This window comes from Paenibacillus kyungheensis (assembly GCF_028606985.1).
Taxonomy (GTDB): Bacteria; Bacillota; Bacilli; order Paenibacillales; family Paenibacillaceae; genus Saccharibacillus; species Saccharibacillus kyungheensis.
The window spans coordinates 256,504-278,764 of the sequence record NZ_CP117416.1; the positions used below are offsets into that span (position 1 = coordinate 256,504).

Below are 22,261 nucleotides of genomic sequence, written 5' to 3' on the forward strand. Positions count from 1 at the left end.
AACAAACAGCGTCGAGTGCTTTGTAGGCTCGGCGCTGTTTGTTTGAGTACACGCTATAACAAAATAGTATCATCGAGTATAACCATGACATGATTAGACAAGATGTAGATGTTGTTCAATCTGATCAGCTTTATGCCAATCTTGTTTGGCTTTGTCTGTTTCTCCTTGAAAATCGTAAATATAACTACGATTGCGATAGTATAATGCGTTTGTATCGGGATCACATTCTATAGCTTTACTGTAATCAGCTAGAGCTGCATCATAATCTTTGAGCCGTTGATAAGCATACCCGCGATTGTTGTACGATAAAGCATGGGTAGGATCAATAGCAACAGCTTGATCGAGATATTGGATAGTTAATTCATAATCATTGTTTTCTAGGCAATACCAACTACAGTCAAAATAAATCCAGACGGCTTCCGGTTCTATTTCCATTAAGCGATGATAATCGTGAATCACCCATGAACGATACCCTTTGGCTTTGTACAGCGCAATCCGGTTAATATAGGCTTGTGAATTGCGTTCATCCAGTTCTAATGCTCTGGCATAGTCATGTAGCGCAAGTTCATCTTCTTGCTGGCATTGATAAGCCCATCCACGACTGACATAGTATTTGGATGTATCAGGATAGAACGAAATCGCTATATTGTAATCTTGAATCGCCAGATCATATTGTTGTCGACCCAGATAAATCAATCCTCTATTGTTATAAGCTCGTGCTTGGTTCGGTTGTAATTCGATCGAGCGTGTATAATCTTCCAATGCTAGATCAGAACGTTCATACACTTCGTTGTAAATCCAACCCCGATTATAATACGCATCACCATAATGTTGCTCCAAAGCGATATAGATATTCAAATCTTCAAGCGCTAACGCATATTCTTGTAGATCGATATATAAGAGTGCCCGGTTGTAATGCATATCAATATTATAATCGCCACATTCCACTGCTAATTGATAATACTGTAGTGCTAGATCTTTATTGTCTATTTTTCCATAATAAATGCCTAGATTCACATAAGCATTAGCATAATTAGCATCCAGTTCAATCGTTTTCTCGTAATCAGCAACGGCTTGAGTATAGTCATCAACTCTTGCATAAGCGACACCACGATTGTAATAAGCATGTGCATCAGGCTGAAGTTCCACTATCGTATTAGCATATTCCAGTGAACGATAGACATCTTTCTGCACAAAATAAATCTGACAACAATGGTAATACGCATCTAGATGTGCAGGATAACGATCGATCGCCTGATGGTAACTACGCAAAGCTAAATCCCATTTTTGATCTTTTTCATACAGTAAAGCACGTGCGAAATAAGCAGTATCATTTTCAGGATGATTCCGAATCGCTTGTTGATAATCTTTGATCGCCATTGCAGGCTGGTGGATTTGTTCATATACTTCTGCACGTACAATATGTATTCTTGCCAGCAGATGACGATCGGTCGTCTGAGCAATAAGTGTATTTAGACGTGCTAGCTGATCATCGCTATACTCTAATTTACGAATACGATCTAACTGTTGCCCAACATCCTGATACAGATGAAGATTGTGAACCGCTTGCAATTGTATTCGTACAAAACGAACAAGCTTCCGTATCCCTCGCATAGCATAGATCACAAGAGTGATCACCGCAAAAACAATACCTATCCCAATAACGATCCATATCGGATTCCATAGATCAGGTGTACTCCAGACCAGAAGGTTATGATTCATCTGCAACATCCCTTAGTATTTTCAAATTTAGGAAATACAATAATTATATAATAAAGTTTTCCATATCATATACGAAAAAAGAATCTCGAACAACAAAAATTGTCGAAAAAACAGATCTTTCTATTTGACATTGCTATCAATTCATAATATGATTTGACCAGAAAACTAAATTGGTTTTTTGGTCATGGAGGTAAAGCCAATGAATGATATACTAAACCAGAACCACCATTTGGAAGAAGATTCTTGTTTGCAACAAATGGTGCCGCTATTCATTTTTGGATCACTGGAGGATATCATGATGGAAGAAATATATGTAGATGAGAGACGTTTAAAAATTTTAAAAGCAGCCAAACAGGTTTTTTCTTTGTTTGGATATAAAGGAACAACCGTAGAGCATATTGCCAAAACAGCAGGTATTAGCAAAGGCGCTATCTATCTCTTTTTTGAGACCAAAGAAGATATTTTAAAAGCGATTATTCAAAATGTGAATGATGATCTGGCTCAGACGATAGACGATAACATGGCGATCGAAGGAACGATTCATGAAAAGCTTCATCATACAATACAGGGGTGTATGCAGTTCCGCAAAGATCATGAGTTGTTAGGTAAGTTAGAACAAGAAGCGATTGAATACGCGACAGAAGCTTCCAAAAATGCGCTGGAAGAAATCAATTGTGAAACGATTCATATTATAGCCAGCCGTTTGGAAAAAGCAGAACAAGCGAATTTGATCAAAGTACCCGACAAATTATTAACAGCATTTTTATTATGCCGTATGTATGAAGCACTTGTATTTGAGTGGGAGAAGTTCGGAGACCCTTTATCAGCAGAAGAGATTTTGGAACAGATTAAGCGATTTATTTTATAATGATTTTGAGATGATAAGGAGCAGATGAGAATGAAGATACGCAGTTTATCTGCTTTGTGCATAGTCTTAATGATGACTATTTTGAGCGCTTGTTCTACAGTAGATAGCCAAGCGCAAAGTGAAGCGCAAGCAACCGTTGAATTAACAACTGTTAAAAAAGTACCTTTAGATACAACGTATGATCTATCTGGAACATTAGCGGCATCTGATGAATATCCGGTTTCTTTCAAAATTGCTGGTACAGTAGAAGCAGTTAATGGCAGTGTAGGCGATGCTGTGAAGCAAGGAGATGTACTGGCTACTCTCGATCCTGCTGATCTTCAGTTAAAAGTAAGCAATGCTCAGCAAGCAGTCGATCAAGCACAAGCAAGTGTATCCAGTGCACAAGCACAACTAAAAAGTGCTCAAGGTGGACTAAGCAAAGCGCAAGCTTCCAAGCAATCAGCAGCGGCAAGTGTAGCAGCGGCAAATGCCAAAGTCGACAGTGCTCGCGCAGCAGAGCGTGGCGTAACAGATGGAGCGCGTTCTCAACAGAAGAATCAAGCAATTAATGCGGTTAACAAGGCACAGACAACATATAATCAAAATAAAGCGGAAGCAGATCGAGCGTCTACTTTATATCAAAATGGATTGTTAACCAAGCAAGAATATGAGCAAGCACAGACAGCAATGCAAGTAGCTCAAGAAAGTCTAAATGATGCAAAGCAACAATTATCATTATTGGTAGAAGGAGCAAGCCAGTCTGATCGTGCGAGTGCAGCCTCAGCAGTGAAAGAAGCGCAAGCAGGTGTACAGTCTGCTCAAACAGGTATAGAGCAAGCAAATGCAGAGGTAGAGCAAGCGCAAGCAGGTATTGCACAAGCCCAAGCTGGAGTAGAACAAGCCCAAGCGAGCTATCAACAAGCGATCGTAGCGCAAAAAGAAGCTTCTCTTAATCTATCGAGAACTACACTCAGATCATCGGTTAGTGGTGTGATTTTGGAAAAAGAGATTTCAAGTGGACAGACGATCTCCGCAGGTACTTCTGTATTTACGATCGGCAAAGTGAACCAGCTTAAAGTGTTATTACCGATTGCAGATCAAGAATTGAAAAACTGGAAAGTGGGTCAAAAAGTCAGTATTAATCTATACGATCAATTACGTAGTGGTATTGTCAAAAAATTATATCCAGCAACCAATAAAAATACAGGATCTATCAATGCAGAAGTGGTAATCAATAATCCGCAACAAGATTGGAAACCCGGTCAAGTAGTCAAAGCTTCAGAGCAAGCTACAGGACGAACCGGCATCGCTGTACCTGCTTCTGCTGTAGTGAGCACATCGAATAAACCTTATGTATTTGTAAATCAAAAAGGAAAAGCAGTCAAAAAGACTGTTCAGATCGGTGAATTATACAATAATCAGTATGAGATCAAGTCTGGTCTACAAGTAGGTGATCAGATTGTCAGTAGTGGTGCAGATCGTCTGATGGATGGCGATGCGTTGCAAGTACAGAAGGGGCAATAACATGATTAATTATATCGTCAAAAAGCGCAAAATTACGTTGTTGTTCTTTATTGTACTTATTATTGTAGGGGTAGCCAGTGGACTTCAATTACCAAAGCAGTTAATGCCTGATGTAGTGGTCAAGCAAGCGATGGTGACAACAGTCTATGCAGGGGCTAATCCTGATCTGGTGGAGCAGACAGTTACCAAAGTCTTAGAACAAAAAATCAAAGAAGTACCTAATCTCAAAACCGTTACGTCTACATCAAGTGCAGGTATCTCTTCAATTATTATTGAGACGCAACCGGATGCTGATGCTCAGACAGTCTGGAATGATTTGCGCAAAAAAATTCAAGATGTAGAAGCTGATCTACCTGACGATGCAGATAAGCCAATCGTCAACGACAATTTAACCAAATCGTTTGTTCAATCGTTTGCTCTATATGGCAAATCTACGCAAGATATCTGGGCATTGAACGACTTAATGCATACATGGGAAGATCAATTGCGTTCGGTAGAAGGCGTTACCGATGTAGTGATTGATGGGATTCCTGAGCAACAAGTACGAATCGATGCCGATATGAATAAATTACAACAGTATGGCATTGCCTGGGAAAGTATTTTACAAGCGATCCAATCGTCTAATGATCGAGTGCCTACAGGAACGATTGATAATGGCAAACGAAGTTATGAATTGAATGTGCCGCTTAGTTATGATGTGAATAAACTCAAAAAAATCGTAGTGTATCGTTCAGATACCAAAGTTCCTGTATATCTAGAAGATGTAGCGAATGTACAAATGAGTCATGCCAAAGCTGAATATCTTTCTTATTATAATGGCGTGCCTTCGATAGCGATTAAAATTAGCAGTGAAGTCGGTTCCGACGTACCTACGATGTATGAACGTGTAAATGCCAAAATGACCGAACTGCAAAAAACATTACCTGCTAATGTCAAAATCACTTCGTTATTTGCACAAAAAGATGAAACAGATCGCATTTTCCATGCATTAACCGAAGAGACTTTGATTGCGATTGCTGTAGTTGTCGTGATCTGTATGCTGGGCTTGAATATGCTGACTTCATTATTTGTCGCACTGGCGATTCCAGTCTCGATAGCAATCGCTATGATTCTATTGCCTTCGATGGGGATTACGCTCAATCAGATGACAGTTGTCGGATTGATTATTGTACTCGGTATACTGGTGGATGATGCGGTAGTCGTCAATGATAATATTGAACGGCGATTAAGTCATGGAGAAAGTCCAAGTGAAGCTGCAATCAAAGGAACGAAAGAAGTCGCTATCTCGATTCTGACAGCTACGTTAGCAACGATTGCAGCATTTGCTCCATTGCTATTGTTAACAGGCGATATAGGAGAATTTATCCGTCCTATTCCTGTTATTATTTCTTTAGCGATGTTAGCATCCATGGTCATGTCGTTAACGATTATTCCTATTTTTCGTGAATGGTACGAGACCCGTCAATTGAAAAAGGGCAAAGCAACACGTAGTGACAAGCCTTCGGGATTACTGGGCAAACAGATTCAAGGAGCAACCAATGTCTATGCGCATCGCGTGATGCCAAATATTTTGAAACGTCCTGTATTTGTTGCTATTTTAGGGCTGTTATTTAGCACATTAGCATATGTATTGGTATTATTCACGCCTGTAGAATTGTTCCCCAAATCAGACAATGCAGAGCTGACGATCAGTGTGAAGATGCCTTCAGGAACATCGATCGAAGAAACGAACGATACTATAGAGCAAATGGCAGCATGGGTGAAAAAACAACCCGGTGTTACCAAAGTATCTTCTTCTGCTGGCGGAACCGCAGCACCTTTATTTTCAAATATTACAAGTGTAGATAGTTATGGAACGAATCAAGGAGCTGTTGTATTAACTGGGGATAAAGACAAGTTAAATGTCGCTACCGCTTCTACCCAATGGGCAGCAGCATTGAAAAAAGATTTCCCTGCGGTGACGACTTCAGTGAGTATGACAGAGCTTGGGATTCCAGTAGGTAAGCCTGTTTCTATTCGTATATCAGGTAATGACTTGGCTGAAATTCGCAAACTTACCGATCAGGTGAAAAGTGTAGTCGCGTCTACGAATGGAGCTACCAATGTCACCGATACGATGGGGATCGAAAGTTATTCGCTCGATTTTGTAGTTAATCAAGCGGCGATGGATCAATATCAAGTCACGTACAAAAACCTTACCCAAACGTTATTGATGATGGGTACAGGAGTCAAAATAGGCGACTTTGATACCGGTAAAGAATTAATAGATATGAAAATCTATATGAAAGATTCTAACCAACTCAATGCAGAGACACTATTCCGGCAAGCCAATGTAACCAATGAAGCCGGTGTACAGGTTCCCCTTTCACAGATCGGAGAGATGAAGCCATCCTTCTCGATCAAGCAAATCAATCATTATAATCTGGAACGAGTGAATACGATCGAAGCGGATGTATCCGGTCGTACCGCTACAGAAGTGATGGGCGATGTGCAAACTAAAATGGCAAGTGTATCGTTCCCGGATGGATACAAATGGGAAACAGGTGGAGAAACATCCAAACAAAGTGATATTTTCGTCGATCTCGGTAAATTATTTATCGTCGTTATTATGTTGATTATTATTCTAATTACGATGCAATTTTATTCGCTTTGGATTCCGGTAATCATTATGACGACTGTGTATCTAGCTGCGGCAGGTGGAGTACTAGGGTTATTTATTACTCGAACACCGATCGGATTTATGTCGATGATGGGTGTAATTTCATTAGCAGGGATTGTCGTACGGAACGGGATTGTGCTTATCGAATTTATCGAAGATGCGCGTAAAGAAGGCAACGAATTGAAAGAAGCCATTATTTTAGCTGCTTCGGCAAGATTCCGCCCGATTTTATTAACATCTCTGGCAGCGATTGTGGCTTTGATCCCAATGGCGACTGTTGGTGAACTATTGTTCCGACCGCTTGCGATCGCGATTATTTTCGGACTATTATTCTCGACTGTATTAACTCTGTTAGTCGTACCTTCGCTCTATATGGTACTTGTTCGCTCACAAGAGAAAAGAAAGCAACGCAAGTTAGCAAAAGAAACTAAAGTGTAAAAATAGCATAGATTAGATCATAAGGCGCTCTGAGGAGCGTCTTTTGTTGTATCATTATTTGCAAAAAGATAAAAAGATGTATACACAAAGGATATACTCAAAGCAGGAATATAATCTTTGTGAAAGGAGATGAAATAATAATGAGGGGTACAGTCAAAAAGTGGGGAAACAGTCAAGGTGTACGATTGCCTAAGTCTATTCTAGAGGAAACACATATCAAAGAAAATGATGAAGTCGAGTTCTATGTTGTTGATGGTATTATTCAGATCAAAGCTGTAAAACAACCGATCACCTTAAAAGAACGATTTGCTTCATATACTACAGAAGAATTAAAAAGTAGTGAATGGGATACAGGAAGTCCTCAAGGCAAAGAAGTGTGGTAGCTCATTTTAAAACGATTGGTTTATTGAAATCGAAATAATATATAGGAAGCGAGCATAATCATGAGCTATATACCTTCACAAGGTGATATTATTTAATTAGACTTTAATCCTACCAAAGGTCATGAACAAGCAGGTGATCGACCAGCAGTAGTGGTAAGTAATAATGAATTTCATCGTACAGGTATGATGATGGTTGTACCTGTAATTAACACTATTCGAAGACATCCTCTGCATATTCATTTAAATGAAGATAATAAAATTAAAGGCAAGATTATGTGTGAACAAATGAAGTCATTAGATTATAAAGCACGTTCTCCTTACAAAGTAGATGTACTACCATCTTCTATTCTAGAAGAAGTCATTGAGATTATCCAAAGTTGTTTTTGATAGTTGCAATAAGATAATCAAAATAAAAAAGAAAAGATAAGTCATTTTTTACCTACTCAAGTGAACACAGTAATGTTATAATTTGGATGATTTTCAAATGAGGCAAAGATTACATACAATATGCACTATTAAACTTCCAGACTGCCGCTAATCGAGAATTGTCACTTACATGATAAGAAAAGGGGTTAACCAATGTCTGACTTCCAACCGCCGTATCCGCCAAACGATTCTAAAGACGTGCAAGACAACAAAGTGATGGCTATTCTTGCGTATATCATTTTCTTTATTCCATTGCTTGCTGCTCGTAATTCACCATTTGCGATGTATCATGCGAATCAAGGATTGACGCTATTTTTAGTAGCTGTTGCGGCAAATCTAGTATTCTCGATTATTCCATTTTTGGGATTGTTACTTCCATTAGTGAGTCTAGCTATTTTCGCATTTATGATCATCGGTATTATCAATGCTTCCAAAGGCGAACGCAAACCTTTACCATTGATGGGCAATATTCAATTGATTAAATAAGAGATAGCTATCCAGCCTGATAAGGTACAGTTAAATCACAAAAAACCTTTACTGCTCTAGTATGCAGTGAAGGTTTTTTTGCGTAAAATAGCGCTGGGTAGTATAGGCGTAACTTCTCCTAGTGGAATAGAAAATTGAGGTGTGCGATAGCAGAGTATTTTACATCTTAATGAATGGTTAACATAGACAGATGTACATCGTATTTGTAAATAGATAAACAGAAATGATATTTAGATTATTGACCTAACTGTTGGAACTGATTCATCAGTCCATTGATCTGATCGATCGTCTGAAAAATTTGCGAATTATTTACTTTTTCCAGTGTAATCTGTCCGGCTTGAGCCTGGTCGATCAGCCCGTTAATCTCTGTACCTAATGTTTCGTTATAACCGATCAACTTTTGATGCAAATCTTGGGCGAATCCGGGTGCTTCTACATTGCTAAATTGATTGATTTGCGTCTGCATTTGTTGTAGTTCTTGTACAAGTTGGGTGCGTGCTTCTTTATCGACAACCGCTTGTTGCGTTAACTCAGGCAATTGACTGGAAAATTGAGAAGCTTGATCAATATACGAAGTAGCTTCACTCACATAATTTACCGATTGATTCACTTGATCTAGTGCAGAACATCCAGACAACAGACTTATACTTAAAATAAGCAATAATAATCCTTTTTTCATCATAGGTCACTCCTTTGACAGATATCAAAATCTTTTTGCAAAGTATCGTTATTAACGTATACTACTCTGAGAGGAACACAATGGTTTCATAAATATCAAAGTTATAATGAGTTCAACAACATAAAGGGGATAAAACCAATGACAGATTCAATAACGACCGAGCAGCGTATCGCTGAATGGATGGTAGAGCAGATCAAAAATCAAGGTACACTCAAACAAGAAGATGCGATCGCTTATGTACGTGCAGAGTATGGAGAAGAGTATTTATTTACAAGTGAAAGTGGAAATGTCTCGTTATCCAAAGAGATCAAAAAAGCGTTCCGCAAACACCATGCAGGCCGCGTCGCATGGGATCGAGACGGTTTTTTCTGGGCATGGACATAATAATCCGCAAATACGTATCTAGCTCTTAAAAGCAGGATAGTGCCGTAATTGTATGGACAAGTGAGATGAGTAAGAGTTCATTCCAGCTGAGCGAGGATCAGACCTGTTGTGGCGTGCTAAGGCAATTTTGCTTCTGTACAGATATTCGATATACTTTACTCTAGTTTGATTGAGATTATCATTAGATAACAGATGGCATATAGACCATCACTATCCATTGGAGGGAAATACATTGAATTCAACAGCAGTGTTAGAACGCCAAAATGAAATTTTACGACGCAATATTGAAACGATGACGATGAAAAACAACAAAGATGGACTAAGCCGTCAAGAAAGCAGTTTTTATCATACGATGGTTAAAGAATGGCATCAAAATCAACATGAGATCAATCATAAGCGTGAGTAGTCACGTTACAACAATAGCATAGAGTATCTATAAGAAGTGTCTGCCTCGGGTAGATGCTTTTTTTGTATCATTTGAAATAAGTACGCTCTAATATCTATAAAATATAGAAAAATAAAAAAAAATCATTTTCACTATTGCAAACCCGTATATTCCGAGTATAATACTTGGTATATAAAAAGAATGAAGGTGATGGTAACTGTGAATCGTATTCAAGCAATGATATCCGAACGCAATGATGATTATTTGGATCTATTGAATTACGCGATCCAATTGGATGATGTACAGTGGCAAGAGGAGATTTTGGAATCGATGCGTAAGTTGAACGCTTCAGAAGAAACGAAGCAGGAATGGGCTACAACCGAAGACCTGTGGAGACAATTTGATAAGATCAATTCCAGACTTACCGAAATCTATTATTCAATTCGTGCCAGTAAAGACGATGCAGATAAGCAGCGCCTTTTGGAACAAATGTGGGAACTTAAAATGCAACGCATTGATGTATCTCGTCAAATTAAATCCGAAACTTCTAATATAGAGTGTTAATTATTGATGCAAATGAATACAAAAAAAGTGCCAGATCATTTCGCACATGATCTGACACAAGTAATAATAGATGAAATAAGTAATAAGATGTAACCTATCTGATCAAACACAACAAGCTAGCTGTTTTTCACATGGATTCTGTGAATTACATGCTAGCTTGTTTCATGTCGCGCATCATTGTCATCATAGAAGTCATCATTTCGTCGCACTCTTGCAATTTACTCATCATCATATCCATATCCATTCCCATATCTTTCATGTTCATGTCCATGTTTTTACATTGTGTCATCATCATGTTCATGTTAGTCATTTTGCTCATCATATCTTCCATCGACATACCCATCATCATTTGCATACACATTTTATCCATTTGCTCATCTCCTCGAATTGTAGTATCTTGCCCCTTGACTATACTATATCGCTCAAGCAGTTACAATATAATTGGAAGATATGTTTCTTTATACCAGAACGAAGAAAAGTCTATACAAAAAATCTGCCTGAAGAAGATAACTCCAGACAGAGAAAATGTGTGTAATACTTAGGAAATTGATCCTTATTTATATTGTTGTAAAAAAGGATGAAGCTTGTTAACGACATAGTGACTGCCACCACGACCGTTTACTTTTTCGACAACTGCAGCAAGTACAAAGGAAGCATTGGAATCAAAAGTGATCACGAATCCATTCTCCTGTCCACTTTCACCTTTGGCTAACTTCAATTCTGCGGTACCTGTTTTGGCTGCTACCTGATAAGGAAGATCAGCGAGCGCATGTGCAGTACCACCTGAATTTTCAACGACTTGTAATAATGCACTTTTAACAGTATTAGCGACATCTGCTGTAATGATATTCGTGTTAGCAGGTGTTTTTTTATTCTGTGCTTGATCTTCAAATAAAATAGGGCTGATCAACTTGCCTTCTGTAATAAAAGGAGTAAAAGAAGCTGCCAAATGAATCGGTGACATCAACATTTCTCCTTGTCCATAAGCAGTATCTGCTAGAAGCACTTCTGAATCCAATGTGCTATGGTCTTTATTCGCATACTGACTGGGTTTGAGATAAAGAGCATCTAATCCAAAATTACTTCCAAAACCAAACTTCTGAATACCTTCGATAAATTTGGCTTTACCCATTTCAAGAGCTTCTTGAGCAAAGTAAATATTATCTGAATATATCAAAGCATCATTCATATTCACATGAAGCACATCTTTGACACGAGCTACATAATATCCGCCCCAACTGTTATCTTTACGCCATTGTAGACCTTGAATCGTATGGACTTTGTCTGGTGTTGTTACTTTTTCAGTTAAGCCTGCGGCAGCTGTAATCGCTTTGAATACAGAGCCAGGAGCATACCGGTTAGTAAATCGATTCGTAAAGGGAAGATTAGGATCGTTGGAATAAGCATCCCATTCTGCTTGCGATAATCCGGTCACCATTTTGTTTGGATCATAAGCAGGAGTGCTTACCAGAGCGAGCAATTTGCCATTGGTCGGATTCATCATTACTGCCGAACCTGCATCTTGATTACCCGACATAGTAGTATACAGTTCACGTTGTACCGATGAGCTGATCGTTAACGTGATCTTTTCACCATCGACCGCTTTATGTTCAGCAATAATGGATTTACTTTTTCCTGTTTTATCAACTATTTCGATACGTCCACCTTTGGTTCCTCGCAATTGCTTTTCCATGGATTGTTCAAGCCCTGCTTTACCAATCCAATCTTGAGCACTGTAATATCCTTCGGTATCTTTTTCCAAATCTTCTGCTGTTGCCTGACGCACATACCCGATAAGATGAGCTGCTGCTGTACCTAGAGGATAATTACGAACTTCTTTGGTCTGCATTGAGACACCGTTCAGTTCGGTCGGGATGGTCGGATCAGTAGTTGTAGCAATTGGAACAAAATAATCGTCTTTGACCCATGACTGCTTGAGTGCTTTTTGAATCTGTTCTTCAGGCACATTGTAATACTCACTGATTGCTGTCAGAGAAGCTGCTTTGGAAGCATCATCAGCACCTAATTTGCCGGGTACGATTCCCCATTCATAGATCGTGCCTTTGGTTGCTAACGGATATCCGTCTTTATCGACTATTTCTCCACGCTCTGGGTGTAGAATCTGTACTTTTACTTTATCGCCTTGCGCCATTTCAGGTAAAATCAGCGCAGGTTGCCACTCAATACGCCATGTTTTGCCATGATCGCTATCTTGCTGTACAAGCTTCATCTGATATTTTTTATCGATATTACCGAGAAAGGTATTCATTTGAGCTGAATAATTCAGTGTGTATTGCTGTTTGTTATCTGCTACAGGGGCAGGTAATCCGGCATCCACTTCGATCGAAGAAACATTCATCCCGTCAAAGATCGCTTGATATTTCTGCACAAATTGTTCTTTGGTCATACCGGATTGTTGAAGCGATTCTGGTGTCATTAAGTTGTACATTTCGTCATAATTTTTGGTTTGCAATGTGTTAATATACTTCTGTACTGTAGTGTCCGGCTGTTCCTGAAAGCGACTTTGCATATATACATACAGACCAAGCCCACTAGCAATAAGAAACGAAAGCAGACCATAAATAATAATATGTTTCGTTTTCAATCGAAAAACCTCACTTTAGTCCATATCAATCAGAATAAATCTGATTATCGGTAGGATTTGTTGAAATCACTTTAGTATAATAAGATAAGGCGATAACTAGCGCTTGTTTACACTATAAAAGGATGTACGTTAGCAAACAATAGAACAAATCTGATGAAATTATCATTGTTTACGTATAGAAGGAGAGAGATCCAATGCCGGACGTTATCAAAATTGTAATCAATACTGCCGGTCAAGAAGGCGATGGTTCATTTGTCTATATCCAAAGAGGGCAAAGTATTCAGATCGGTAGACATGTAGGAACAGGGCAGATTGATCTACCTATTTATAATCAATTGGTGTCCAAGCAACACTGCACAATTCACCTTGTAGGAGATCAGCTATATATCGAAGATTTGGGTAGTAAAAATGGAACAGAATTGAACGGGCAACGCTTGGTTCCGTATCAGCGCTACGCAATGTCTGCGCAAGATCAATTAACGTTAGTGAATGGTTTGGTAGGTTTACAAATAGAACAAGGCAACCAATTAGAAGAAACACGTGAATATGTACTTAGCGATCTGATCGATCATCGTATTCAACTACATGATTTTTTCCAGCGAATTGAAGTAGACGGGGAAAGTATTACATTATCGAAAAAAGAATACCAGTTATTCCGGTTATTGTACGGATGTCTGGATCACTTTGTTACACGTGAGCAGATTATCGAAGAAGTATGGTCAGAGCGTTATAGTGAAAATGCCGATTTGGTAGGGATCGACGAAGTCAATTCTTTGATCTATCGTACCAATAAAAAATTAAATAAACATTTTACGATCAAGTCAGTCTACAAAAAAGGGGTATATATGAAGAGAAGTGTTACTCCAACGATCCTTTCTTAGAACAGCATCGGTTTACATCATGAAGTCAATCACAAAGGGGACTACATATGACAGTACTTTTTTCGTTTTTGAAAAAATATCGGGTTGCAGCATTTTTGGCGCTGGGTATGATGTTAGTCGAATTGGCGCTTGAATTGTTACAGCCTTTTTTGATCTCTAAAATTATTGATGATGGTGTAACGCAAAAAGATATTTCGACGGTATTGTTATGGGGCGGTATTCTTACAGGTGGTACGATTATTGCTTTTTTTGCAGGTATATTCGGGTCATTTTATGCCGCTCATGCCAGTCAAGGGTTAGGTTATGATCTACGGGAAGCGGTCTATAACAAAGTACAATCGTTCTCGTATGCATTATTTAATCGCTTTTCTTCTTCCTCTTTGATCACGCGTTTGACCAATGATATTACCCAGTTGCAAGATATGGTGTTTATGGGATTGCGATTTATGCTACGGATGCCGTTGTTGGTTGTCGGTAGCAGTGTAATGGCTTTACTTGTTAATGTGAAATTAGGATTGTTATTAGTGGTCGGGATTCCGATTCTTTTATTTTTTGTTATTGTGATTATGCGCAAGGCATCAGGATTGTTCCAACAAGTACAGCGTCGTCTGGATACGGTTAATAGTGTGATGCAAGAAAATCTTACAGGCATGCGCTTGATTCGAGTATTTGTTCGCAAAAATCATGAACGTCAGCGGTTTGAAGAGCGCAGTAACAATTTGATGAAAGGCACCGTGTCGGCATTACGCTTAACGGAAACAACGATGCCTTTTATTTTATTGATTACCAATGCCAGTATTATTGCGGTTCTCTGGTATGGACACTTGGATATTATCGTGGGTCAAGCTTCGGTCGGTGAAGTGGTAGCGATTATCAACTATGCGATGCGTACGATGGGTGCTTTATCTGCCTTTTCAATGATTGTAGCTTCTTTCTCTCGTGCCAAAGCATCAGCAGAACGGATTCAAGAAGTGATGTTTACCGTTGAAGATGAACGTCCACAAGGCAATCAAGATCAATATGTTGCAGGTTCTGCTTCATCTGTAAGCGCATTACAAAAGTCTGATCCTTCTCACATTGGTGTAGCTTTCCGTCAGGTGAGTTTTCATTATCCTGGTACAGAAGCAGAAGTGCTCCAAAATATTGATTTTATAGCTCGTGCTGGTGTAACTACAGCGATTATGGGTTCTACCGGTTCAGGCAAGTCGTCGCTCGTTCAATTGATTTTGCGATTATACGATAGTGATCATGGAGAAATTGATGTATTAGGTAGACGTATTCAAGAGTTAGATGATAATCAATTGCGTGGATTAATTGGATATGTACCTCAAGAAATTGTGTTATTTACCGGCAGTATTCGTGAAAATATATCATGGGGTTACGAGCATGCCACACTTGAAGAGATTCAAGAAGCGGCTCGTATTGCACAGATTCATGACACCATTATCAAGTTGCCCCATGGATATGATACATTGCTTGGTCAGCGTGGAGTCAATTTGTCAGGTGGACAGAAGCAACGGATCTCTATCGCAAGAGCATTGGTACGTCGTCCATCGATTTTACTTTTAGATGATAGCACCAGTGCATTGGATGTACGCACAGAATCGTTATTGCTTGATGCTCTACGTGAATTATCATGTACGACATTATTGATTACACAAAAGATCAGTTCAACGATTCGAGCAGATCAAGTGTTATTGCTGAGTGACGGTCAATTGATTGCACAGGGCGATCACGATCATCTGTTAGAGACCTCCGAGCTATATCAACAGATTTATGCATCCCAATTTGGAAAGGAGGAACGAGAGCATGTGGAAAGCACTAACTGATCCTTTACGTTATCCCAAGCCTGCTGTCATGACGGAAGCAGTAGCAAACAAATCGACAAAAGTCGAACCTGTAGCTGGTAAAAAGCGTCGTGCAAAAGACTGGAAAGGAACGCTAGGAAGAATCTGGTACTACCTTGCTGAACGCAAACTGAAGTTAATGCTAGTACTCTTTATGGTGTTACTCACGTCAGCGCTCACGTTGCTCGGCCCTTATCTGATCGGGATAGCGATAGATGATTTTCTTGCTAGGGATGCAGGGCAGATGTGGGTCTGGTTCCTTGTTGGCTTAGCTGTCGTATATATTCTCAATTCGGTTACGTCGTGGCTACAAAATATATGGATGATTGAGATTGCGCAAGAAACAGTCTACCGGATGCGAGTCGATTTATTTTCCCATTTGCACCAATTACCTATTCCTTTTTTCGGCAAAAGACAGCAAGGGGAATTGATGAGTCGGGTGACCAATGATATCGAAAATGTCAGTTCTACACTTAATAGTTCAGCCATCCAAATTTTCTCCAGTGTATTGACGTTGATTGGTACATTGGTCGTAATGTTGTGGCTGAGCCCACTGTTGACGTTGATTACATTTCTCGTAGTGCCGTTGATGGCATTCGGTATGCGCTGGATTACAAGGCGTACAGGACCGTTATATCGTGAACGTCAGAAAAATTTGGGTGATCTGAACGGATATATCGAAGAGACGTTGTCTGGTGAAAAGATTATCAAAGCGTTTGCTCAAGAACAACGAGTGATCGGTGAATTTGGAGAGCGTAATGATCGCATCCGTTTATCTGGATTTTGGGCGCAGACGATCTCCGGGTTTATTCCTAAGCTTATGAATGGATTGAATAATTTGAGCTTTGGTCTGATTGCAGGAGTAGGCGGTATATTGGCGATCAAAGGCATGATTACAGTAGGTGTGATCGTTATTTTCGTCGAGTATGCACGTCAATTTACCCGCCCGTTAAATGATCTTGCCAATCAGTGGAATACATTGCTATCAGCGATAGCTGGGGCAGAGCGTGTATTTGAAATTTTGGATGAATCGGTAGAAGCAGAAGATGAACAACAAGCTGTTCAGGTGGATCATATCGAAGGTGCTGTCGTTTTTGATGATGTATCGTTTGCTTATGATACCAGTGAGGGTGGCGATACATTACAGCATATTTCATTTACAGCACAACCGGGTGAAATGATAGCTCTTGTAGGGCCTACCGGAGCAGGCAAAACGACATTAATTCAATTGATTTCTCGCTTTTATGATGCCGATCAAGGCAAGATTACGATTGATGGACGGGATATCCAAAGTATTAAGCGAGAAAGCTTGCGGTCACATACAGCATTTGTATTGCAAGATTCATTTTTATTTGAAGGTACAGTGATGGATAATATCCGCTATGGTCGACTGAATGCGACAGATGAAGAAGTGCAAGATGCCGCAATCCTAGCCAATGCGCACTCGTTTATCGAACGATTGCCTGAAGGATATAACCATCGTCTCAATCGAGATGGTGGTGGAATCAGTCAAGGGCAACGACAACTCATCAATATCGCACGTGCGTTGTTAGCTGATCCTTCGATTCTGGTATTGGATGAAGCGACCAGCAGTATTGATACGGTCACCGAGATCAAAATTCAAGAAGGATTACAGCGCTTAATGGAAGGCAGAACAAGCTTTGTGATTGCGCATCGATTGAATACTATTCGAGCAGCCGATCAGATTCTAGTATTGCGAGATGGTCAGATTTTGGAAAAAGGTTCTCACGATCAATTGCTAGACACCGGCGGATTTTATAGCGACTTATTTTACAGTCAATTGCATTCATCCGATGCCTTGCAAGCTTGATCTTAGGCTCATCATTCCAGCACTTACCGAAGCAGTAAAAAAAGCAATGAGAGCAGAGCAGGAGCACCTTGCATCAACCAGATTCGGCGACTGGCTGTAGCACCGCCGTATAGAGCAGCGATCAGTACACAGATAATAAAGAATAATTGAATCTGATAGCCAAAAATAGCTGTCGGATGAACCAATCCCCAGATTAATCCTGCGGCAAGAAAGCCATTATATAGCCCTTGATTGGCAGCAAGCGATTTGGAAGATTCGGCAAATTCAGGCGTAAGATTGAACGTTTTTAGTGTGCGCGGCTTTGTCCAAAGAAACATTTCCATCACCATAATATAAAGATGTTCAACTGCAACTAATACAACAAAGATGATAGATAGTAGATACATGATTGTTCTCCTTTCTTGTCCAAAGATACTGTTAGTGTAGCAGAATGAATTGCAATCATACATCATTCCACGAAAAAAAGATGCCGTTTAGTTAAGGCATCTTTTTTGCATTACATATGAAGCTAAGTATGAACGATCTATCTGCGAGTACGCTATTAATAATTAGAATAATTCGGCGGCGAAATCGGTTTTTGAATTAAGATTTGGTCGATAATACTACTTTCAACATAATCGTTACGCTCTTTTACCATGGTATGCAAAAGAAAAGCATCTACAAACCACCATATGGCTGTTATAAATGAGCCGAAAAACGTAAGCGTCAAAATCAATTGCGCAATAGCAGAACCTGTTTTGCCCATATAAAAGCGATGTGCTCCAAATATGCCTAAGAAGAACCATAGAATATAAGCTACTGTCATATCTTTACCATAGGCTCTAACTTCAGACTCAAGCAACATGAGTTCACGCGTATCTAACTGACTTTTACGTTGCCAATTGTTATAACTTAATCCCATTTCTATCACTCCTTTACTATCAAAATAGTCGTACCTCTCCATCAATAATGCCATTTTAACAAGATTATCCCATTTAATCTACTGTATTCTACGTTGTTAGATGAGGGAAATATTCATTATATGACATTGATTTTGAAAAAAAAGATGAGAGTAATTATTTCAAATCTCTTTTTCTGCCAATTGTAAAAATAGTTGGTAACTCTTCATTATACATGGTAATATAGACAACGAATTTAAAAATAGATAATATTACCTAGTTCATTTTAACTATTCTTAGGGGGAATAACAATGTCTTTTTGCACAAAATGTGGTACACAGCTTCAACCCAATGAAATACATACTTGTGTTTCTACAGAACAACCGATAGTAAATGCTGCTTCACCAACGTCTACACCATCACCGATATTAACATCAGCAAGAGATCATCTAGCACATGTAGACAAGCATAAGATTTTGAATCTACTCAAAAATCCGATGTCTGCTTTGCAACTAAGAGCAGAAAGCGATCTATTGTACGGAGTTTTAGGATTGGTTGTATCATTGTTAGGTTTTGTTTTGTGGGCATGGTCATTTAAGCATCAATTGATCAAGCTAATGATTTTAGGATTTGGAAGTTTGATAAGTGATGACAAAGAATCATATCGCGAAGCTAGTGAATATTTGCCTATCGTAAATCATATGTTATTGCTAGGTCTGATCTCGTTAATCGTACTGGTAGGTATAACATTTTTATTAGGCAACAAAATGGGATTACATAAATTACATTGGAAAGATAGCATGGTACAGCTAGGCGGATTACAACTTATTTCAGGTATTGGATTTATCGTAGCAGCTCTTATGATGTTCATATCTATCAAATTGTCATTTTTACTATTATTTACTACTTCGCTAGCTGCATTGGTTTTAACATTGGTTGCAGGTATCGAAATGTTCCGTATCCAGCGTGATCGTCTGGCTTTATTTATTGGACTTACTGTATTGATTCAAGTGTGTGCTATTCTGGTTGTCTTTAATTCCTTTGGTAGCGAATTAGTAGAAGAAGCACAACGGATTAGCCGTAATTTATTTTAAAATCATATAGAGCTACTCTAACTTAATGAATAGTGATCCAAGAAAGGATATTACCTGTTATGTATTGTGGAAATTGTGGAACAAAGACACAGCCAGATTGGGTATTTTGCAAAGAGTGTGGTCATCGATTACAACCAGAAGCATCTACAAATGAAATTAGAGAAACAGAACATGTACCTGTAGTTGCCAAGCCAGCACGTCAACCGATTCAATTATCGCGTCGAACCAAATTATGGGGCGGTGTTGGAGCAGGAGTCATTGTGTTGTTGCTAATTGCTTTTCTAGTATTACGTGCAACTTATGGTCCTTCATCTGCGGAAGAACTTGCTCAGCAAATGAAAGAAGCTGTTCAAGCCGGAGATGCGAATACATTAGCCAGTTATTTAGATGATAAAGATTCACCGTTACACCAGTCAGACAAAATATCTTTATTTGCTGAAACGCTCCAAACCGATGATGCTAAAAAAGCATATAACAATGGTATTGTTGAGGCATTAGATCGTGCAGAATATATTCAGAAAGAAAATGCTTCGCTAGCAGATGCAGTGAAAAAACAGATTCGGGAAAGTCTAGGCGGAGGTCAGTGGTTGACACTTGTACCTGTAGAATCATGGCGTGGAACCAAATGGACAGCACATATTGAGCCTGTACAGATTGAAGCGTCTTTACCTTATCTCAATGAAAATCTAACTACTTCGATGACGATTGGTAATGTAGCGGCGCAAGACAATCGTATTCAGGACTTGTGGCCTTCTGTATATACGTACAAAGGCGTAATTCGTGGAGAGTTCGCTGAAGCGCCTGTTACTGATACAGTAGAAGCTTTTAATACGACTGAAAATAATAAAGCGATCTTGGATTATACCCAGCTTGCTTCACTAGAAGTTCAGCTTCCGCCGGTAGAATCGACCATCACATTAAATGATAAACCGATTACAGGTACACCTGGAGATTATCTAGATATTTTACCTGTACCCGCGCAATCCAAATTTGTAGTCACTACACAAGCACAAGGATCAGAGATTACAGGAGAGACCACTCTTCAATCGGGTGAACAAGATCGTTATGATTTGAATACGATTTTGCAGAAGCCGATCGCAGATAAGTCACTAGATCTTATCTATAATGCTTCGACCAGTCTGGCAGAAGCGATTAATACAAGCAACGCCAAAGCAGTCAAAGGTGTTAATCCCAATTCAGATTATTACAATCGTGCCACATGGGAAATGAATAGTTACTTTACGCAACCGAAATATACATTGCAAAAAGTAGTAATCGATCTCGATTCTATTCAAATCAACAAAGAATCGATTGAAATCACAGCTACACAGGTATATACAGCCAAAAATGAAGATGGCACGTCTAATGATAAAAATGTAAGTTGGACTTACCAGATTACCCAACAGCCCAATCAAAAACAATGGTGGATCGATTCTGCATCGACAAGTTGGAGCAATGCAATAAATGCTAAAAATACGATTGAAAAAGCAAGTAGTGCAACGACTACATCAGCAGAAACAGACTCTACAGATCAAGTATCTGCCAATACAGCCTCTACAAGTACGGCATCTACAGATGAAGCATCGTTAGAAAGTGCAGAAGTAACAGATACATCGATTCATGATTTTATGACCGACTATCTAAGCACTTCGGTAGATGCTATCAATGCAGGCGATTTTAGTATGGTTTCTTCATTATTGGATGCAGACGGCCCGGTGTACAAAGAATCATCCAGTTATATCGATCATCTTCAAAGTAAAGGAATCACCGAAGAATTGGTTAGTTCAACTGTCCAATCATTCAAAGCCAATACGGATAATATGTATACTGTACACACTACAGAAACATACAATATTATAGCTAAAGATGGTACAACACAGAAGAAATCGTTCAACTCGGTATATACGCTGAAATTAATCGATAACGAACTCAAAACGTATCAATTGGTTAGCACGAAAGAAATATAATTATCCACAAAGAACCTCTCCTAACATAAATGGAGAGGTTCTTTTTTTGCAGCATGTATTAGACAACGACTGCATAATTTTTAACAAATGAAGGGCGAGGGAAAATAGAAGGTTGCTGTGCAGTAATGCCTTCAGACGTATCCCGTTTACGATGAGCATGGCTGTAAGCTTGAGATTCTTGCCATGCTTTGAAATGCTCTTCCGATGCCCAGAGTGTCATAATGACATACGTATCATCATCAAGCGGACGCATCACTCGAATCCCCACAAAGCCAGGTTCGTCTTCCACTTTACGCGCACGATTGCTAAACCGCTCTTCAAATGCAGATCGACCATCTGCGGTTACTGGAATATTGTTCAGTACAGCATAACTACCACCAATATCCCCACTATGATCCAGCACCTCATATCGTGATGCATTTTCAGTGTGAAAATCCAATGGTTCATCGATCTCTAATACATACCGAGTCTCATCTTCATGTTGCAACGTAATCGTCTGTGGCAATTCAGCCGCTTCAGGAAAATGTTCTTCAAATTGATGCGAGCTAATATAAATATACATCGTGATCCACCTTTCATATTGGGAAAATAGTTCAATATTTTTTAACTATCTTGATAATTACTTGATATTTATAATTTAGCATGTTTATAAGTTCTA

At 39.2% G+C, this 22,261-nt stretch carries 20 protein-coding genes and 1 pseudogene; 14 read left to right on the plus strand and 7 right to left on the minus strand.

Translation table 11 applies throughout. The annotated features are described in order from the left end of the window. Positions 1-93: 93 nt before the first annotated feature. Positions 94-1,722 (minus strand): tetratricopeptide repeat protein, encoded by a 1,629-nt coding sequence (locus PQ456_RS01110; RefSeq protein ID WP_273614463.1) that lies wholly within the window; start codon positions 1,720-1,722, stop codon positions 94-96. A gap of 199 nt (positions 1,723-1,921) precedes the next feature. Between PQ456_RS01110 and PQ456_RS01115 the strand changes: the two genes are divergently transcribed. From PQ456_RS01115 to PQ456_RS01140, 6 genes and pseudogenes are all read left to right on the plus strand, one after another. Further along, positions 1,922-2,590, plus strand: coding sequence for a TetR/AcrR family transcriptional regulator (locus tag PQ456_RS01115; RefSeq protein ID WP_273614464.1), 669 nt, complete (start codon positions 1,922-1,924; stop codon positions 2,588-2,590). 30 nt (positions 2,591-2,620) lie between these two features. Then, the gene (locus tag PQ456_RS01120) at positions 2,621-4,096 is read left to right on the plus strand and encodes an efflux RND transporter periplasmic adaptor subunit (RefSeq protein WP_273614465.1); all 1,476 of its coding nucleotides are present in this window, start codon (positions 2,621-2,623) and stop codon (positions 4,094-4,096) included. A gap of 1 nt (position 4,097) precedes the next feature. After that, on the plus strand, positions 4,098-7,193 hold the full coding sequence (locus PQ456_RS01125; protein WP_273614466.1) for an efflux RND transporter permease subunit: 3,096 nt from the start codon (positions 4,098-4,100) through the stop codon (positions 7,191-7,193). 140 nt (positions 7,194-7,333) lie between these two features. Continuing rightward, a complete protein-coding gene (locus PQ456_RS01130; RefSeq protein WP_273614467.1) occupies positions 7,334-7,576 on the plus strand; it encodes an AbrB/MazE/SpoVT family DNA-binding domain-containing protein in 243 nt (80 codons plus the stop codon). A gap of 111 nt (positions 7,577-7,687) precedes the next feature. After that, positions 7,688-7,963: pseudogene (locus PQ456_RS01135) on the plus strand (type II toxin-antitoxin system PemK/MazF family toxin); the annotation flags it as partial. Positions 7,964-8,155: 192 nt separating this feature from the next. Continuing rightward, positions 8,156-8,488 (plus strand): magnetosome magnetite crystal formation protein family, encoded by a 333-nt coding sequence (locus tag PQ456_RS01140; protein ID WP_273614468.1) that lies wholly within the window; start codon positions 8,156-8,158, stop codon positions 8,486-8,488. Positions 8,489-8,723: 235 nt separating this feature from the next. On the opposite strand, the gene PQ456_RS01145 is transcribed toward PQ456_RS01140, so the two are convergent. Beyond that, complete coding sequence (locus PQ456_RS01145) at positions 8,724-9,167, minus strand: DUF6376 family protein (protein ID WP_273614469.1); 444 nt, start codon at positions 9,165-9,167, stop codon at positions 8,724-8,726. A 138-nt stretch (positions 9,168-9,305) separates the two neighbouring features. Between PQ456_RS01145 and PQ456_RS01150 the strand changes: the two genes are divergently transcribed. The 3 genes from PQ456_RS01150 to PQ456_RS01160 all read left to right on the plus strand — a co-directional run bounded on the left by PQ456_RS01150 (position 9,306) and on the right by PQ456_RS01160 (position 10,500). Then, positions 9,306-9,551, plus strand: coding sequence for a DUF6953 family protein (locus PQ456_RS01150; RefSeq protein WP_204826981.1), 246 nt, complete (start codon positions 9,306-9,308; stop codon positions 9,549-9,551). A 232-nt stretch (positions 9,552-9,783) separates the two neighbouring features. Beyond that, the gene (locus PQ456_RS01155) at positions 9,784-9,957 is read left to right on the plus strand and encodes a hypothetical protein (RefSeq protein WP_273614470.1); all 174 of its coding nucleotides are present in this window, start codon (positions 9,784-9,786) and stop codon (positions 9,955-9,957) included. A 198-nt stretch (positions 9,958-10,155) separates the two neighbouring features. Then, positions 10,156-10,500, plus strand: coding sequence for a hypothetical protein (locus tag PQ456_RS01160; RefSeq protein ID WP_273614471.1), 345 nt, complete (start codon positions 10,156-10,158; stop codon positions 10,498-10,500). A gap of 145 nt (positions 10,501-10,645) precedes the next feature. Here PQ456_RS01160 and PQ456_RS01165 read toward each other — a convergent pair whose 3' ends face one another. Together PQ456_RS01165 and pbp4 are read right to left on the minus strand one after the other, a co-directional pair. After that, positions 10,646-10,870, minus strand: a complete 225-nt coding sequence (locus PQ456_RS01165) for a hypothetical protein (RefSeq protein WP_069329692.1) — start codon at positions 10,868-10,870, stop codon at positions 10,646-10,648. A 183-nt stretch (positions 10,871-11,053) separates the two neighbouring features. Beyond that, the gene (pbp4, locus tag PQ456_RS01170; RefSeq protein ID WP_273614472.1) at positions 11,054-13,105 is read right to left on the minus strand and encodes a penicillin-binding protein PBP4(5); all 2,052 of its coding nucleotides are present in this window, start codon (positions 13,103-13,105) and stop codon (positions 11,054-11,056) included. Positions 13,106-13,299: 194 nt separating this feature from the next. On the opposite strand from pbp4, the gene PQ456_RS01175 reads away from it, so the two are divergent. The 3 genes from PQ456_RS01175 to PQ456_RS01185 are packed head-to-tail and all read left to right on the plus strand — an operon-like array spanning position 13,300 to position 17,664. Then, positions 13,300-13,986 carry an FHA domain-containing protein gene (locus PQ456_RS01175; RefSeq protein WP_273614473.1) on the plus strand — a complete coding sequence of 229 codons (687 nt, stop codon included), beginning with the start codon at positions 13,300-13,302 and terminating at the stop codon, positions 13,984-13,986. 47 nt (positions 13,987-14,033) lie between these two features. After that, positions 14,034-15,815: an ABC transporter ATP-binding protein gene (locus PQ456_RS01180; RefSeq protein ID WP_273614474.1), complete on the plus strand. Its 1,782-nt coding sequence runs from the start codon at positions 14,034-14,036 to the stop codon at positions 15,813-15,815. Between the two features lie 28 nt (positions 15,816-15,843). Further along, positions 15,844-17,664: an ABC transporter ATP-binding protein gene (locus tag PQ456_RS01185; RefSeq protein WP_420540657.1), complete on the plus strand. Its 1,821-nt coding sequence runs from the start codon at positions 15,844-15,846 to the stop codon at positions 17,662-17,664. Between the two features lie 23 nt (positions 17,665-17,687). Here the strand turns inward: PQ456_RS01185 and PQ456_RS01190 are convergent, their stop codons facing one another. Beyond that, on the minus strand, positions 17,688-18,050 hold the full coding sequence (locus PQ456_RS01190) for a DUF1304 domain-containing protein (RefSeq protein WP_273614476.1): 363 nt from the start codon (positions 18,048-18,050) through the stop codon (positions 17,688-17,690). Positions 18,051-18,205: 155 nt separating this feature from the next. Next, positions 18,206-18,565, minus strand: coding sequence for a TM2 domain-containing protein (locus tag PQ456_RS01195; protein ID WP_273614477.1), 360 nt, complete (start codon positions 18,563-18,565; stop codon positions 18,206-18,208). Positions 18,566-18,853: 288 nt separating this feature from the next. On the opposite strand from PQ456_RS01195, the gene PQ456_RS01200 reads away from it, so the two are divergent. After that, positions 18,854-19,636: a hypothetical protein gene (locus PQ456_RS01200; RefSeq protein WP_273614478.1), complete on the plus strand. Its 783-nt coding sequence runs from the start codon at positions 18,854-18,856 to the stop codon at positions 19,634-19,636. A 59-nt stretch (positions 19,637-19,695) separates the two neighbouring features. Then, entirely contained in the window at positions 19,696-21,603 is a 1,908-nt protein-coding gene (locus PQ456_RS01205; RefSeq protein WP_273614479.1) for a TcaA NTF2-like domain-containing protein, read from the plus strand. Between the two features lie 58 nt (positions 21,604-21,661). Here the strand turns inward: PQ456_RS01205 and PQ456_RS01210 are convergent, their stop codons facing one another. Further along, positions 21,662-22,165: an antibiotic biosynthesis monooxygenase family protein gene (locus tag PQ456_RS01210; protein WP_273614480.1), complete on the minus strand. Its 504-nt coding sequence runs from the start codon at positions 22,163-22,165 to the stop codon at positions 21,662-21,664. Positions 22,166-22,261 lie beyond the last annotated feature (96 nt).